This is a genomic window from Hahella sp. HN01 (genome assembly GCF_018986435.1).
Lineage (GTDB): Bacteria > Pseudomonadota > Gammaproteobacteria > Pseudomonadales > Oleiphilaceae > Hahella.
This window is the reverse complement of record NZ_JAHMIN010000005.1, coordinates 249,440-265,248: the sequence shown is the minus strand read 5'-3', so window position 1 is coordinate 265,248 and position 15,809 is coordinate 249,440. Positions and strand designations below refer to the sequence as shown.

At 58.3% G+C, this 15,809-nt stretch carries 15 protein-coding genes; 11 read left to right on the top strand and 4 right to left on the bottom strand.

Annotation, left to right across the window (positions count from 1 at the left end):
* Positions 1–314 precede the first annotated feature (314 nt).
* From KP814_RS07360 to KP814_RS07335, 6 genes are all read left to right on the top strand, one after another.
* A complete protein-coding gene (locus KP814_RS07360) occupies positions 315–1,337 on the top strand; it encodes an iron-siderophore ABC transporter substrate-binding protein (protein WP_216736145.1) in 1,023 nt (340 codons plus the stop codon).
* A gap of 20 nt (positions 1,338–1,357) precedes the next feature.
* On the top strand, positions 1,358–2,383 hold the full coding sequence (locus KP814_RS07355) for an iron ABC transporter permease (RefSeq protein ID WP_216736144.1): 1,026 nt from the start codon (positions 1,358–1,360) through the stop codon (positions 2,381–2,383).
* A 17-nt stretch (positions 2,384–2,400) separates the two neighbouring features.
* A complete protein-coding gene (locus KP814_RS07350; RefSeq protein WP_216736143.1) occupies positions 2,401–3,507 on the top strand; it encodes an iron chelate uptake ABC transporter family permease subunit in 1,107 nt (368 codons plus the stop codon).
* Between the two features lie 3 nt (positions 3,508–3,510).
* The gene (locus tag KP814_RS07345) at positions 3,511–4,365 is read left to right on the top strand and encodes an ABC transporter ATP-binding protein (protein ID WP_216736142.1); all 855 of its coding nucleotides are present in this window, start codon (positions 3,511–3,513) and stop codon (positions 4,363–4,365) included.
* Complete coding sequence (locus KP814_RS07340) at positions 4,358–5,164, top strand: 2,3-dihydro-2,3-dihydroxybenzoate dehydrogenase (protein WP_216736141.1); 807 nt, start codon at positions 4,358–4,360, stop codon at positions 5,162–5,164. The genes KP814_RS07345 and KP814_RS07340 overlap by 8 nt, the downstream gene beginning before the upstream one ends.
* 246 nt (positions 5,165–5,410) lie before the next feature.
* Positions 5,411–7,165, top strand: a complete 1,755-nt coding sequence (locus KP814_RS07335) for a glycoside hydrolase family 16 protein (RefSeq protein WP_216736140.1) — start codon at positions 5,411–5,413, stop codon at positions 7,163–7,165.
* Between the two features lie 116 nt (positions 7,166–7,281).
* Here the strand turns inward: KP814_RS07335 and KP814_RS07330 are convergent, their stop codons facing one another.
* Positions 7,282–7,704, bottom strand: coding sequence for a hypothetical protein (locus tag KP814_RS07330; RefSeq protein WP_216736139.1), 423 nt, complete (start codon positions 7,702–7,704; stop codon positions 7,282–7,284).
* Positions 7,705–8,184: 480 nt separating this feature from the next.
* Here KP814_RS07330 and KP814_RS07325 point away from each other — a divergent pair, with 480 nt between their 5' ends.
* The 3 genes from KP814_RS07325 (at position 8,185) to KP814_RS07315 (ending at position 9,991) form a co-directional block, all read left to right on the top strand.
* Positions 8,185–8,883 (top strand): alpha/beta fold hydrolase, encoded by a 699-nt coding sequence (locus KP814_RS07325; RefSeq protein WP_216736138.1) that lies wholly within the window; start codon positions 8,185–8,187, stop codon positions 8,881–8,883.
* Between the two features lie 158 nt (positions 8,884–9,041).
* Complete coding sequence (locus KP814_RS07320; protein WP_216736137.1) at positions 9,042–9,593, top strand: nucleotidyltransferase family protein; 552 nt, start codon at positions 9,042–9,044, stop codon at positions 9,591–9,593.
* Between the two features lie 104 nt (positions 9,594–9,697).
* Entirely contained in the window at positions 9,698–9,991 is a 294-nt protein-coding gene (locus KP814_RS07315) for a hypothetical protein (protein WP_216736136.1), read from the top strand.
* Here the strand turns inward: KP814_RS07315 and KP814_RS07310 are convergent, their stop codons facing one another.
* A complete protein-coding gene (locus KP814_RS07310; RefSeq protein WP_216736135.1) occupies positions 9,992–10,423 on the bottom strand; it encodes a DUF3429 domain-containing protein in 432 nt (143 codons plus the stop codon).
* 164 nt (positions 10,424–10,587) lie between these two features.
* Between KP814_RS07310 and KP814_RS07305 the strand changes: the two genes are divergently transcribed.
* Both KP814_RS07305 and KP814_RS07300 read left to right on the top strand, forming a co-directional pair.
* Positions 10,588–12,876, top strand: a complete 2,289-nt coding sequence (locus KP814_RS07305; RefSeq protein WP_216736134.1) for a DUF255 domain-containing protein — start codon at positions 10,588–10,590, stop codon at positions 12,874–12,876.
* Between the two features lie 176 nt (positions 12,877–13,052).
* Positions 13,053–14,030, top strand: a complete 978-nt coding sequence (locus tag KP814_RS07300) for a zinc transporter ZntB (RefSeq protein ID WP_216736133.1) — start codon at positions 13,053–13,055, stop codon at positions 14,028–14,030.
* Here KP814_RS07300 and KP814_RS07295 read toward each other — a convergent pair.
* Together KP814_RS07295 and KP814_RS07290 are read right to left on the bottom strand one after the other, a co-directional pair.
* Positions 14,027–14,944 carry an alpha/beta fold hydrolase gene (locus tag KP814_RS07295; protein WP_216736132.1) on the bottom strand — a complete coding sequence of 306 codons (918 nt, stop codon included), beginning with the start codon at positions 14,942–14,944 and terminating at the stop codon, positions 14,027–14,029. The two genes, KP814_RS07300 and KP814_RS07295, sit on opposite strands and share 4 nt — an antisense overlap.
* Positions 14,945–15,094: 150 nt before the next feature.
* Positions 15,095–15,781 carry a PspA/IM30 family protein gene (locus KP814_RS07290; RefSeq protein ID WP_253938222.1) on the bottom strand — a complete coding sequence of 229 codons (687 nt, stop codon included), beginning with the start codon at positions 15,779–15,781 and terminating at the stop codon, positions 15,095–15,097.
* Positions 15,782–15,809 lie beyond the last annotated feature (28 nt).

Sequence of the window (15,809 nt, the reverse complement as noted above, 5' to 3'; positions counted from 1 at the left end):
CCCCCTAACACCTCGCCCCCACCACCTGTCTCCCGCTATCGCGCTTTCAATTTGATCCGCCTGCATCATGCGTATAGGCGTGCAAATAAGAAAGGTGTTGATTATTTGAACACAAACGATAATGATTATCATTTTACAAGCATTTCATTCTATCGTAGAGTGTGCTCCGATAACGGCAAGAGTCCGGTTAAATTTTCGCCGGAGATGATAAACCCCCTTTCGTTTCCCAGGCCGCGCCACAGTTGCGTAGACCGTCCTTATTCTTGCCGAAGGAATCCACCCTGATTGCGACAGCATGCTGGAAGCAGGTGACTATGGCAGATAACAACTCCTCCCCGACCAAGAAATTCGCACTACTGGCTATCAGCGCCGCACTGGCCCTGGGCTTCACTGCGCTGGCTATGCAGAAACCGGATGCAACGCCCGAGACGGCGCAAACGGCGTCCGCAGCGCCCGCGGAACAACCCATCTCCGCAGCCGCTACCGCCACCAAAGATATTACCGACGCCGCCGGCCGCCGCGTCAGCGTGCCGGTGGAGCCCAAGCGCGTACTGGCCCTGGGCGAGTTTGATATGGACGCCATGCTGGCGTTGGGCATGAAGCCGGTGGGAGTGACTGACGGCCGCGGCCAGCAGACGCCGCCCAACTACTTGAAGGATCTCAGCCTCGACATCGAGTCCATTGGACGCTTGGCGCAGCCCAGCATCGACAAAGTGATCGCCGCGCAGCCGGATCTGATTCTGACCGGCACCATTCAGGACGAGAAGCTGATTTCCCAGCTCCAGCAGATTGCTCCCACCGTGATCACCTCCGCGTCTTCGGAAAACTGGCGCGATATGTTCAAACGCATCGCCGTCGCACTGAGCAAAGAGAGCGAAGCAGAGAATTTCCTGGCCAAATACGATGAAAAAGCGGCGAAAATCCGCGAAAACCTGGGAAACCCGGAAAAAGTGTCCGTCAGCGTAGTGCGCTGGAGCCCCAAAGGCCCCACTTATATGCTGCGTGACGTATTCATCAGCCAGGTCATTGCGGATGTCGGCCTGTCCCGGCCTTCCGCGCAACAGGAAAGCGGCATTCACTCCGCGCCCTTGAGCCTGGAAGCCCTGCATGAAATCGACGGCGACTGGATCTTCGTCGGCACCCTCAGCCCGGTGGGCGACGCGGCGGATACCTTTGCGGAGATTCGCGACAACGCCGCCTTCAAACAGCTGTCCGGCGTCAACAAAGGACATCTGGTGTTGATCGACGGCTCCTTGTGGACCAGCGTCGGCGGGCCTCTGGCCGCCATGGCGGCGCTGGACGACATTGAACAGGCCATGCTGGGCAAACAAGGGTAGTCGAGGTTAAAGGAGCATTGATGTCGCAGGCGCATCGCCCGGCTGTCAGCCGTCGTAACTGGGCGTCCGTCGCCATGTTGATGCTGGCGCTGTTCGGCGTCGTATTAACTTCCATGTTGGTGGGGTCCGGGCAACTGGACGCCGCCCACAGTCTCTCCTATCTGCTGTCTCCAGCGGACAACGCCGACGCCTACGTCAACATGGTGATGACGGAATTGCGTCTGCCCCGCACCCTCGCCGGCGTCATTATCGGCGTGGCGCTGGGCGTCGCCGGCAGTCTGCTGCAGAACGTCACCCGCAATCCTCTGGCCGAACCCGGCCTGCTGGGCATCAACGCCGGTGCCGCGCTGGGCGTGGTGATCGGCATCAGTTTCTTTCACGCCAGCAGTTCCTATTCCATGCTGATCTGGGCCATTTCCGGCGCCTTGGTCGGCAATGGCGCCGTCATGCTGGCGGCTCAAGTGGGCGCGGCCAGCATGACGCCATTGCGTCTGGTGCTGGCGGGCGTGGCCATCAACGCCGCGTTCCAGGGATTTACTTCCCTGCTGTTGCATGACCACATCGCCGCCTTTGATCAATACCGTTACTGGATTCTGGGCTCCTTGTCCGGCATCACCATGGAGGCGGTCGGCCAGATCGCTCCAGCGGTACTGGCGGCGCTGGCCCTGGCGGCGGCGCTCACGCGGCCGCTTTCCGCACTGACGTTGGGGGATGACTCCGCCAAAGCGCTGGGGCACAACCCGAATCTGATTCGCGCACTGTTGTCCCTCAGCATCACACTGCTGAGCGCCGCAGCGGTGGCCCTGGCCGGCCCCATCGTTCTGCTGGGACTGATCGCCGCCTATATCGCCCGGGCGCTGGCCGGACACCATCTGCGCAACCAGTTGCTGTATTCCGCCGTCGCCGGCGCGTTTCTGCTGCTGTCCACGGACATACTGGCGCGGGTGATCAATCGTCCTTTCGAAGCCCCGGTCAGCGCCGTGGTCGCCTTTATCGGCGTCCCGATCATTATTCGCATCGTCCATTCCAATCGCATGTTCAGTTAGGTCTGGAGGTATCCGCGATGAGCCGTATGTCGCCCTCTGTCGAGCAGGCCGCCCCATCTCTCGGGCTTCCTGACGCCGCATCCTTCCTCCCGGCCGGTAGCCGGGTGGTCCGAATCGGCTCCCTTTCCATGACCTTCAACCTGCATGACTTGATAAGCGCTCTGCTTATCCTGCTGGTGATACTGTTGGCGGTTTGCGCGTCCCTGATGCTAGGCTCCACGCACCTGTCCCTGTCCCAAGTGTGGCAGGCCATATTGGGAGAAGGCAGTCCCGCCCACCAGCTGCTGACCATGCAGATCCGTCTGCCCCGCATCGCCGCCGGGCTGGTGGTAGGCGCTTGTCTGGGCGCCGCTGGCTGTCTGTTGCAAGGGCTAGCACGCAACCGTCTGGCGACCCCTGACATCCTCGGCGTACATCAGGGCGCCACGTTGGCGGTGGTAATCGCTATGTTGGCGGGAGCGGGAAGCGTATTGGACACTTGGTGGGCGGCGATTATCGGCGCCTCCGCCACGCTGTTGGGCGTGTTGGCCTTCAGCGGCCGCTTCGGCTCCAACGGTTACCGTATTCTGGTGATTGGTCTGGGACTGACCTACCTGCTGCGCGCCATGACGGAAGTGCTGGTGACCTACCTGCCTCTGCATGAAGCCAGCGCCATGTACACCTGGAGCATCGGCACGCTGCTGGGCAGAGATTACGCCATCGCCGCTCCCGCGTTTTTCGGTCTCTGCCTGTTGCTGCCGGTTGCGGTAGTGCTGGCGCGACAACTGACCTTATTGCAGTTCGGCGAAGACACCGCGGCTTCCCTGGGTTTGAATCCCGAGCGTCTGAAGATCGCCGTCGTATTGACCGTGGCGGTGCTGACCGCACTGTCAGTGACTGTATCCGGCCCTATCAACTTCATAGCGCTGATGGCGCCGGTGACCGCCAGCTTTCTGGCGCGCCCGGATCAAACGCCAGTGTTGCGCTCCACCTTGCTGGGGGCCCTGTTCGTGATCGTGGCGGACACCATTGGGCGCATTTACAGCGACGTGGAGACGCCCATGGGCGTCATCGCCACCATGATGGGCGGGCCGTTCCTGCTGGCTGTCATCCTGTTTCAACCCCAATCCAGGCAAGGTAATTGATTGATGTCCGAGCCAAGACTCGCTATTCAGAACGTTTCCCTCAGTTACGCGAACGGGCGCGGCGGTAAAACCGACGCGGCGCCAACGGTGAAAGAGGTCAGCCTGCAAGCCCGGCCGGGAGAATTAATGATCATCGTCGGCCCCAACGGGTGCGGCAAATCCACCCTGCTACGCGCCGTGGCGCGTCTGCACCGACCGGATTCCGGCCGCATTCTGCTGGAAGGCGAAGACGTTTGGTCGCTCAGCAGAAAACAGGCGGCGACCCGATTGGCCCTGTTGCCGCAAACGCCCACCGCGCCGGAAGGCATCCGCGTCGCGGATCTGGTGCGACATGGTCGCCATCCCCATCAGGGCTTGTTCCGCCAGTGGACCAGCGCCGACGAAGACGCCGTGCGCCGCGCCCTGCTCGCCACCGACACCGCTGATCTCATGGACGCGCCTCTGGATCACCTTTCCGGCGGTCAGCGCCAACGTTGCTGGCTGGCCATGGCGCTGGCTCAGGAAACCAACCTTTTACTGCTGGACGAGCCCATCAGCATGCTCGATCTGGGGCATCAGGTTGAAGTGCTGAATCTGGTGCGCGACCTTTCCGCCAAAGGCATCACCATCATGATGGTGCTACATGACCTCATCGCCGCCGCTCGTTACGCCGACACCCTCACCGCCATGCGCGAAGGCCGGGTGGTGGCGAGCGGTCCGCCCCGCGAAATTCTGACCCGGGATATGGTGCGCGAACTTTATAACGTCGACGCGCACATTCTGAGCGACCCTGACGGCAATCCGGTGGTTACTCCGGCGGTGGGCGGCGCGCTTTCTTCTCTGTCTCCCTCCAACAGCAAGGAGCAATCTTATGTCTGATTCCACTACACAGAGCGCCAGCGTGGATTTCGCCGGCAAAGTCGCCATCGTCACCGGCGCCGCGCAAGGCATTGGCGCCGCCGTCGTGGCGACACTGGCTGAACGCGGCGCCAAAGTCGCCGCTCTCGACGTGCAGGAAAAAGCCCTGCGCGACACCACTTCCGCGCTCACCGCACGGGGTTTTCAGGTGCGTCCTTTTGTCGTGGACATCAGCGACGCAGCGGCTATCGAAGCGGTGGTCGGCGATATCGAAGCCGGCCTGGGCGAAGTGGAAGTGTTGGTCAATGTGGCCGGTATTCTGCGCCTGGCGTCCGCCACGGAACTGACGTCCGACGACTGGCTGGACACCTTCGCCGTCAACACCCATGGCGTATTTTTCCTGAGCCGGACTGTCGGCCGCCTGATGAAAGAGCGTCGGCGCGGAGCCATCGTCACGGTCGGCTCCAACGCCGCCGCCATACCCCGCACCAAAATGGCGGCCTACGCGGCGTCCAAAGCGGCGTCGACCCATTTCACCAAGTGTCTGGGACTGGAGCTGGCGGAATACGGCGTGCGCTGCAACATTGTCTCGCCCGGCTCCACCGACACCGCCATGCAGCGCCAGTTCTGGACAGACGACCAGGCGCTGGAGGCCGTATTGAACGGTTCTTTGGACTCCTATCGCACCGGCATTCCTCTCAAACGCATCGCCACCCCGGCAGACATCGCTGAAGCGGTGGCCTTCCTCGCCTCGGACAAAGCCCGTCACATCACCATGCACAATCTGTGCATCGACGGTGGCGCGACGCTCGGCGTCTGAAATAGCCATCGATAATCACAAGGCGCACTGAAGCGCCTTGTTTCTATTCCCCGCCTCCCCGCCTGATTTTTAACTGTCTTCTAACTCTACGCCTTATTCCACATGGCCTAACTCAATCCGCCAATCCCACTCCTGGACAGACGCGGCTACAATGAAAGCGCTTTCAAAAACTTATCGGAAAGACGCCGGATCGGTCGCTCATTCACGCGCACTGGCTCCGCCGCAAAGCAACTCAGGAGGATGGCCTTGAAGACACGCACACTGACTATCGGGGCGCTGGCCCTGGGCGCGAGCGCCCTGCTTGCGCCCACCACGTTCGCCGCGGCTTACAACGCCGGCGTCGCCGCCGCAGGATTCGATGCGGAACAGGCGCAAACCGGCGTGAATCTGCATCCCTACGCAGAGCTGCGCAACTTACGCGATACTGGAATCTTCACCCTGTATGTGGACGTCATGAAACAGGGACAGGAAAGCCCGGCACATAGCTTTCAATGCCGTACGCCGGAACTCGCCTCCCGCGCCCAGTTCCGTTGCGACGGCGACTTTCAGACTGATGAACCAGGCGCTTATTTCGTTCGCGCCAGAGCGGGCAGCATTCAGGCCGGGGATTACTTCAACGGCAATAGCCGCTATCCAGGTCAGCAGGATTCAGCGACGTTGACCCTGGCGGAGCCTGAGGCTCCAGTGGATGACCTGATCATCGACGCCTTCGGCGACGCGTCCCGCTACGAAGGCCTGCACCAGAATCTGCTCGGCGGCTGGACCGACGACGACGGCAGCCTGCAAAGCGATCAGGTCAGCAACGGCGCACTCAGGTTAATATCCGGAGGCGGCGGCTACTGGTACAGCGTGCTCGCCACGGACACCTGCTTCGACGCTTCGCCCTATACACACCTCAAGCTCTCCCTGAGCGCCTCTCAGCGCGCCGATCTCTCACTCAGCCTGCATACCCGCGACGATAGCTGCTCCACCCGTCAGGGAGCTTCACAGGCCGTTACCGTAACGGTGGAGCCCGGCGCTCAAGAAGTGTTGATTCCTCTAAAGGATTTCCAGCTCGCCGATCTCAGCAAAGTCCATGCGCTGGTGGCGGATCATCTGCAAAGCGGTGTGGAATACGACATCGCGGATATCAGTCTGGTATCCCGTGACGATAACGGTGATGGCGACGGCGACGACAATGGCGACCCCGATCCGGGCGTTCCGCAGATCAACGATGAATTCACCGCCAATCAGGGCCAATGGTATTCACGCCGGCAGCCCAACGGAGCCGTGGACTTCGGCGCCGCCGACGCTGCGGCGGGGGATAACGCCGCGCTGTCATTGCTGTTCCCAGGCAATCCTGATCTGAACAGCGGCGACAATGCATCGCCGTACTACGCATCCGAAGTGGGCTACAACCAGAAAACCCATTACGGCCGCTACGAGACCCGAGTGAAATTCGCCTCCTGCAGCCCCGGCGAAGAGGCCGTCAACGGCATTTTCATCTACGATAATGACGGCACGGATAAGAACGGCAATGGACTGGCGGACAATACGGAAATCGACATCGAGCTGTTGTGCGGCGAGCCTAACATACTGTGGCTGACCACCTGGACCGACTACGGCGGCGATAGTGAAAACCAGTTCCGCAAGAAGAGCCGCGCCATCGACATGGCCACTGGCGCATATCGCGAAACGCCGGCAGGCATGGAGGGCACGTATGAAACGGTTCCCGCAGGCGCTCTGCCCAATATCGGACTGGCGGACTTTCCCCACGCCGACACCTATTACACTGTCGGTTTCGACTGGCATGCCGATCGCATCCGCTGGTACATCAAGCTGGACGGCAAAGAGGTGACATTGTGGGATATGCGCGACGCGGCGATGGTTCCACAGCGCCCGGCCATTTTTATGCTGAATCTGTGGCATTCGCCCTGGCACTGGTTTGACTATGGTCCGGCGGACTATCCGGCCGCCAATGCGGAGATGAAAGTGGACTACTACCGCTTCACGCCCTTCTGAGCCAAAAAGCGACGCCCCGGGGAGTTATCCGCTCCGCGGGGCGTCTTGGTTGAGGTTGTAGTTATTATTTCTGTCGTACAAACACGATTAAAAGGGTTGGCGGTGAATACCCTGACTTACAAGTTTTCCCAATCAAATATATGCGGGGAGTTATTACTGCTGTCGGAACCGGCGTTACGACCCAGCCAGTTCAGCTCCGTCGCACAGTCCGCATCGCTGGCGCGCACGGGACCATACCACAGACTGGAAATACAGGATTTATCGGCCAGCGCAGATAAAGCGCCGCGCCAATCGGACAACTGCTGAAAACCAACAAAATCACCGGAGCCGGCAAAAGGATCAGACTGACTCCAAGCCGTTCCCACCACACCGGCGCTGGAACTGGATACAAAAGCGGAACTACGCGCTGAATCCGAAGGCGCAATGGAATAGGCGGTGAGGGACAGGCCGGCGGCGAATACCGACGCCAAAAACGCCGGAATGTGAGCGGATGTTTTCTTTACAAGCGCACGTCTTTTTAGAATTCTAGAGCACTTCACTGTGTTCGCCCCCTACGCGGGATGAAAAAGAGAGAGATGAAAAAACTATCTCACCGCCTTCGCCACCAGGAACACGACTGGCTATGAGATAGTTTCTACGTGGCGTTGATCCACGGAGCTACCATAGCGATTGTCTTTAGGGAAAACACTCGGTTAAAGGGTGTAGAGCAATGCGCCTAGCGAGGGAGAGAAAAGGCTTAACACTTGGATAATCCGCCCGCTGAAAATCGTGCAGAAGCGCCCTTCGGCACAGTAAAGTCAACGCTTGCGCAGGCGCTCTTGTTTTAGTGCATCCCGTTGATTATATTTGCTTTTCGCGACCGACCAGGACAAGTCGGATCGTTATGGCCGTTATGCCTAGGCGTACGCTGGAGATCACCGGCGCCGTCGCCCTCAACGGCCTGGATGACGCGTAGTCAGGATAGTGCGTCACGTCAAAAAAATGAAAAAAGACTACTCGATAGGATAAAGGGAACTTAGATGGAACGATCCTATGACTATGCGGATATTGGTGACGTCAGCCTGCGTTATCTGGCGGAGGGTTCGGGCAACGCCACAGTTATTTTCGAATCTGACCTGGGCGGAGGCATCGATGATTGGGAGCGCGTGCAGCCCCTGATCAGTCTTTTCACCCGCACACTTTCCTACGACCGCGCCGACCTGCAGGACAACGACCCCAGCCTCTCCCCCAAAAGCGCCGAAAACATGGTCGCCGACCTGCGTAAACTGCTGCAGGTCGCCGATATCAAACCTCCCTACATCCTGGTCGGTCATTGCGCCGGCGCCGCCCATATCCGTTACTTCGCGCATAAGTATCCCAATGAAGTCGTCGGACAGGTGTTCGTGGACGGTTACGACGACGCAAAAGCCGCAGACAAAACAGAAAGCCATGACATTCAGGGCGCAACGAAAAGGGGGCAATCCATCCCCTTTCTCAATAACGCGCCAACCAGTATCCTTGTGGGCGACAATCCGCCAGAGACTTCGGCGCAAACGCCGGAACCGACTCACCGCGACCGCAGGCAATGGATTGAAAGCCACCGCGAGTGGCTGCGGCATATGCCGCAAGCGCGATTCAGGGTGATCGCCAACGCCCGCCGTTATCTTCCGCTATCCCACCCGGACTTTGTGGTGGAGGAGATCAATCGGGTGTTGGCGGACGCTCGACGGGCGCTTTAAAGCGGTTGCGGAGATTGCAATGGTTCCCAATGGATAATTTCTCACGCTGCTGTGCGAAACTTTCACGGACGCCGGGGGCCATCTGGAGAGACAATTCGCAGAACGCGTTCTCGCGAACGCCCCGATATCAAACAATAAACAGGAATGGAGTTTGTCATATGGAACAAGACACTATTGTACTGCTGAAAAAAGATTTACTGCGTATGCGTTGTCTGGCCGCCGCCAGATCGCTGGGCCTGAAGGACTGGTATCTTGCAGCAGGATTTCTGCGCAACGCCATCTGGGACCACCTGCACAAGCTTGCCCAGGCCACCCCGCTGAATGATGTTGATCTGGTGTATTTCGACTCCGACGACACCTCCGAAGAACGCGATAAGGAAATCGAAGCCAAACTCAGAAAAATGGTCCCCGGCGTGAAATGGGAAGTGAAAAACCAAGCCAGGATGCACCTGCATCACCAACATGCCCCCTATCAGGACACCGCCGACGCCATCTCTCACTGGGTTGAAGTACCGACCTGCGTGGGCGTAAGACTGGAGCATCTGGACAAGTTCAAGTTCACCGCCAAGTTCGGCCTGTTGGAGAACTGGTCCATGCAAGTGCGACCGAATCCCGACGTGCGTTACGCGGAAGATATCTTCGTCTCCCGCGTATACGGCAAGCGCTGGCACCGCATCTGGCCGATGCTGCAAATTTCCGCCCTGCAATAGCTCCATCCTGCGCAGCGCCCTGGCCTAATTCCGCCAGGGCCCGCTATACTGAAGCGTCGCCCGGACACAACTCTTTTTCACGGCGCCGACCCGAGGTAAGCTCCATGCGCAAAATTCTTTTGTTGATTTCTATTTTCACTCTTTCTTTCAACGCATACGCCAAGGATGACAAAAAGCACGATCTGCCGCCGGGATTACAGAAAAAAGTCGACCGGGGCGGCCAGCTGCCTCCGGGCTGGCAAAAGAAGCTGCATAAGGGCGATATTCTGGATCAGACTGTTTACGACCACGGCGTGATTTACCCCGACGACGATGGCGTCGAAACGGTCTACGTAGAGGACAAGATCATCAAAATTATCAAGTCCACCCGGGAAATCATCGATATTCTGAATCATTGATCAGGCAAGCATGACCAGCGCCTGCATGATCGCGGCGCACAAGGTCAGGTGACAGCGCATCTGCTGATAATCCGCGCGCCAGTAGTCTTCCAGAACGAATCGATCCAGTCCGTAAAAGAACAGGAACGCCGCCGCTAGCGTCAATGAGCGCAGGCCGGGCGGCAGACCCGGCGCCATCCAGGCCAGAATCAGACAGACAATACTGGCCCACAATAACCGCGATGGCGTAGCCGGCCCTTCTCCCCGCAATCCGATCAACCAGACGCCGCCGGCCATGAACGCCAACAACGCCATGCTGTAGTAGTCGAACATAGACCGCAGCAGCGGGCCCTCCTCGCCGCCGAGAATGCAGGCCACGCCCAGAACCAGCAGCGGCGCGGCGCCCAGAATGGCGCTTATGCGCACGTATTTTTCACTTTCCCCGGCGATCATGCCTCCCCCCATAGCCTCCCGACAGGCGAAACGTCGCCCTCCGCACCAGCTTTTACGCTCAAAAATCGGGGAAAGATCAGGGATTATTTTGCATGAAACGGAAGATATGCATTATGTTCATTAGTGCAGGGCTGTAAGCACTCATCGCCACAAAGGAAAGACCTATGTCCGCCAGTGATCCGCTGCAACTCGCCCGGGCCGGCAAACAAGGCAGTTACGCTGTGCGCACCCGTTACCGGCATCGAGACGGAATTCCCGTCTATACCAATCACCTGATACTGGAAGGCTCGCCCTACCTGCTGCAGCACGCCCATAATCCCGTGAACTGGCGCGCCTGGAACGATGATACCTTCGCCCTGGCCAGAGCGGAGAACAAACCGATTTTTCTCTCTATCGGTTACAGCACCTGCCATTGGTGCCATGTCATGGAGGAAGAGAGCTTCGATAATGAAGACGTGGCGCAAACGCTCAACCGCTACTTCATCCCTATCAAAGTGGACCGGGAACAGCGGCCCGATCTGGATGAGATTTATATGACCGCCGTGCAAATCATCACCGGGCATGGCGGTTGGCCTATGTCGAGCTTTCTCACCCCGGAAGGAAAGCCTTTCTTCGGCGGAACCTATTTCCCCCGCCCCCGTTTTATCAGCCTCCTGCAAAGAGTGCATGAATTGTGGGTGGAACAGCAGGAGAACTTGCTGGAACAGGGGCGTCGACTGTCGGACGCCGTCAGCGTTTACCTCAGGCCAAAGCCAATCTCGGAAGCTCTGGCGGAAAACCTGATCGAAACGGCGGTGGAGAAGCTGATTGGCTATAGCGATCGCGAATGGGGCGGCTTCGGCAGCGAACCCAAGTTTCCCCAGGAACCCAACCTTCTGTTTCTGCTCGATAACATTGAGCGCGATTCCCGACCGCTAGACCGACAGCCCGCCTGGAGCGTAGTAAAAAGCACACTGGACGCACTGCTCGCCGGCGGCGTTTACGATCAGGCTGGCGGCGGCTTTCATCGTTACGCAGTGGATCAACGCTGGCAGGTTCCTCACTTTGAAAAAATGCTCTACAACCAGGCGCAGTTAGCGCGCTGCTACGCCCGCGCCTACAACTTGAGTCAAAATCCTGAGTATTTGAGGGTATGCCGGGAAACCCTGGATTACGCTCTTAGAGAAATGCGTTCTCCCGAAGGCGTATTTTATTCCGCCACGGATGCAGACAGCGAAGGCGAAGAAGGCAAATATTTCGTATGGAACTATCAGGAACTGAGCCAGCTTCTCGACACACCGGGCCTCGCTCTGGCGGAACAGGTCTATGGCGTCACCCGTAAAGGCAATTTTGAAGGCGCCAATATTCTGCATCTGCACTGCTCTTTACAGGAAAGCGCTGCGGCGCTGAACCTGACTTACGAAGAGTTAGTGCAGCAACTGGCGGAACTGAAAGCCACCCTGCTACAGGCCAGAAGCCAGCGCATTCCACCTTTACGTGATGACAAAGTGATAACGGAATGGAACGGCATGATGATCGCCGCACTGGCTGAAACCGCCGCCATCACCGGCATCAGCGCTTACGGAGACGCCGCTGTCGCCGCAGCAAACCAATTATGGCGCAGCCAGCGTGGGGAAGACGGCCTGTTTCATCGCATCAGCCTGGACAATCTGCCCAGCGACGACGCTCTGCTGGAAGACTACGTGCATTACATGGAAGGACTGCTGCAGTTGTACGACTACACCCATGACCACCTTTGGCTGGAGCGAATGGAAGCCTTGGCGACCACATTGGAAGAGCAGTTTCTGGACGCAGAACAGGGTGGATTTTTCATCACCCCCAAGAATGCGCAAGGTCCACTGCTGGTGCGCAGCAAGCATTGCGGCGACAACGCCACGGTCAGCGGCAATTCGCAGTTAGCGTCAGTGCTGGCGGCGCTGCGTCTGCGCACTGGCGACCTCAATGTACAACGCATGGCGGAAAACCAGATCGCCGCTTTCACCGGGCAAATCAACCGTCATCCTTTGTCTGCGCCGGTGTTTCTGAAAGGCCTGAACGAATGGCTGACGCCGAACCCGGTCAATCTGCAATACGCCGCGTCCGGCCAGATGTGGGCCACCGTGGCGGTGAAGGAATACAAGGAGGATCACTTGCTGGAAGTACAACTGGATATACACATGAGCGAAGGCTGGCGCATTCAAAGCCACAATTGTCCCGCTCCCGATGGTCGCCGCACACAAGTAGAGTTGCTGTCGCACACTGATCACGACCTGCTGGACATACGTTACCCTCCTGCCAGCGTATGGACAGACCCCAATGAAAGCAACGCCTTAGAGGTCTATGACGATCACTGTCGCATCGAACTGACTTTACGTCGCTCCACACGGTCGCCGGTGCGTCTGGCTCTGCATTTTCAGACGTGCAACGAGCAGGTTTGTCATCGCCCGCACACGCTCAACTTCAGCCTTTGGTGAACGGCCCGGTGAAAAGACGCAGGCATCTTGGCCGATTGCGCCTGCTGGCGACTGCATCTAGTCTTAGCCAAAAGCGTTCCCGGCTCTAGGCGCCCGCTAAAAGTTGATGTTTAATCCGGCGACTTGCTTAATCCGATCAACGTATTCCCGATCAACCTTAACGGAAGGAAGAGACGGTGACTGACTCCCAGCCTATTATTCACGCGTTTCAACTGGACGGCGGCGGCAGCGCAACGCCCATCCCCGTAGAAGAAGCCGCCCAGGCGGCGCAGGACAAATCCCGCCTGACCTGGTTGCACATCAATGTGCTGCATCCCGGAGCGCTTAATCTGTTGGAAAATGAACTCGGCCTGGACTGGCTCATCGCCGAAGCGCTGATGGCCGACGAAACCCGACCTCGGATGATGGAGCTGAATGAAGGGGTGTTGATCATTCTTCGCGGCGTCAACATGAACCAGGGGGCGGAACCGGAAGACATGGTGTCGCTACGGGCCTGGATCACCGAATACGGCGTCATCAGCGCCGGACGGCGACAGCTGAAGGCGACGGCGGACATTATCGAAAAGCTGGAGCAGAACATGGGTCCCTGCGGCGCCGGCGAGTGGCTCACTGAGATGTGCGTAGAGCTTTATGATCACATGCAAAGCGCCGTCACCACACTGAACGAAACCACCGACGATCTGGAAGACCGGGTGTTGGTGTCTCAGGACGAGTCCATTCGCGAGTCCATCATTTCGACCCGCAAACGGGCGATTGTATTCCGGCGCTATATCTCGCCGCAGCGGGATGTGATCGCCCGACTGCAAACCTCGGAACTGCACTGGATTAGCGCCAACGACAAGCGCAGGCTGACGGAGGTGATGGACTGGCTGACCCGCTACGTGGAGGATCTGGACGCCATCCGCGAGCGCTCCCAGGTCATCAAAGACGAACTGGCGGCGGCCATGAACGACCGCCTGAACCGCCACCTGTATCTGCTCTCCATTGTCGCCGCAGTGTCACTGCCTCTGGGCTTGCTGACCGGCTTGTTCGGCATCAATATCGGCGGCATGCCAGGCGTGGAGGATGGCAATGCGTTCTGGATGTTCTCCGCCCTGCTGGGACTCCTGCTGGTGCTGGAAATCGTCTATCTGCGCAAGAAAGGCTGGATTTAACCGACAGATCGCGCATGTTCGATGACTTTTTGCGCCAGTTTCGGCAATAAAGGCAGCGGCAGATCATGCCCCCAGCCGGGAATCATCTCTAACCTGGCGTGGGCGATGCTTTGCTTCAGCATCTGCCCATTCTTGGGTTTCATCAAGGGGTCCGCTGAACCATGTAAAATCAGCGTAGGCATGGTGATGCTTCGCGCCAGCTTTTCCAGGCTGCCGGTGGCGAGTATCGCCCGCATCTGCCGAACAATGCCCTTGGGGCGATAGCTACGTTGATAATCCCTGGCGATGCGCTGCAGAATGCGTTCTTTAGGCGTTGGGAAGGACGGACTTTGCACCGTTTCCCAGAACGCAACGCCTCGTCTCAGCGCGGCTTCCTGATGGTGTCCGCGCACGCCGCCGCCGTTGATGCGCCATAACGTGCCGAGATCAGGCATGGGTTGTTTGGGGCTATTGTTGGAAGTCATCATCAAAGTCAGAGACTTGATCCGCTGCGGCTGCCGCGCCGCGACAATCTGCGAAATCATTCCTCCCATGGAAACGCCCACCAGGTGTGCGCGCTCAACCTTCAATGCATCGAGCAACGCAATGGCGTCATCCGCCATGTCGTAAAGGGTATAGGAAGCCGTGACCGGCAGCCCCAACTTGGAGCGCACAAAGTCCACCGGCACCGGAACCCGATGGGGACACTCTATTTCTGAGGAATGGCCGATATCCCGGTTATCGAGCCGGATCAAACGATAGCCCGCTTCAACCAGGGGCTCCAGAAACTCGGGCGGCCAAGCCGTCATCTGACAGGCGAGTCCCATGATGAGCAACATCGGCTCGCCATCAGGATCGCCCAGTTCTTCGTAACAAATCTGAATGGAGTTTACCTTGAGGTACTGCTCCCGGGGGTGGTAATACGCGTGGGTCATGGTCCGTACAATCGTAAAGCCGTTGTCTCAGCCTTCATTAAAGGTCAGGCAATCATATACGGGAAATTAAGGGCAATTGATTAACTTTCCAAGTTTTAACGCAAAAAACCGCGCAAATGCGCGGTTCATTACGGTTTATGTAGCGAACTGTCAGGCTGATTTTTTACGAATGCGATCCAGCACTGCGTCCGCCTCAGTTCTCGGGCCAATACCCGCTTTCCGCAACTTATCCTCCAGACCATCGTCATTCAGCCCTTCATCCAGCTGCTCCATGGCGCGTTTCATATCGTCAAAGCGCTCCTGACGGTCCCTGATTCGTTGCAGGGAATCCTGCATATCACTGATGCGCGACCCCATGGAATTGGCTCGAACGGTCAAGGAAGCCGTCGCCTGTTGCGTGCTTTGCGTGGCCTGCACCATGCGCAGCTCACGTCGATAATTCTGAATGCTCTGGGCTGCGGATTGCAGACTCAGGCGCAACTTTCTCTCATGCTCTCCCAGCTTTTCCGCTGCTTTGCGCTCATCCGCAAGTGTTTTTTCCTGATCCGCGATCACGGTGGCGAGATCATGAGCCAATTCCTCCAATCCCTTTTCCAGCGCCTGACCAGCTTGCGTTTCCTTTTCCGCCAGATATCTGGCGCGACGGGCGATGCCGCGCTCCAGTCGCATTTTTTCCGCCATGACCCGGGCCAGATCGTGTTTGGCCTGTCCCATAGCGCATTCGCACTCATAGATTTCCTGTTCGAAGATGCGGATAGCGTTGGCGTCCACCACCCGCTCGGCGCTCTCACGCGTGGCGCCGCGTACGGCGGTCATCATTTTTTGCATGTAAAACATATAAAGCACCTCGTGATTCATAAGTCGT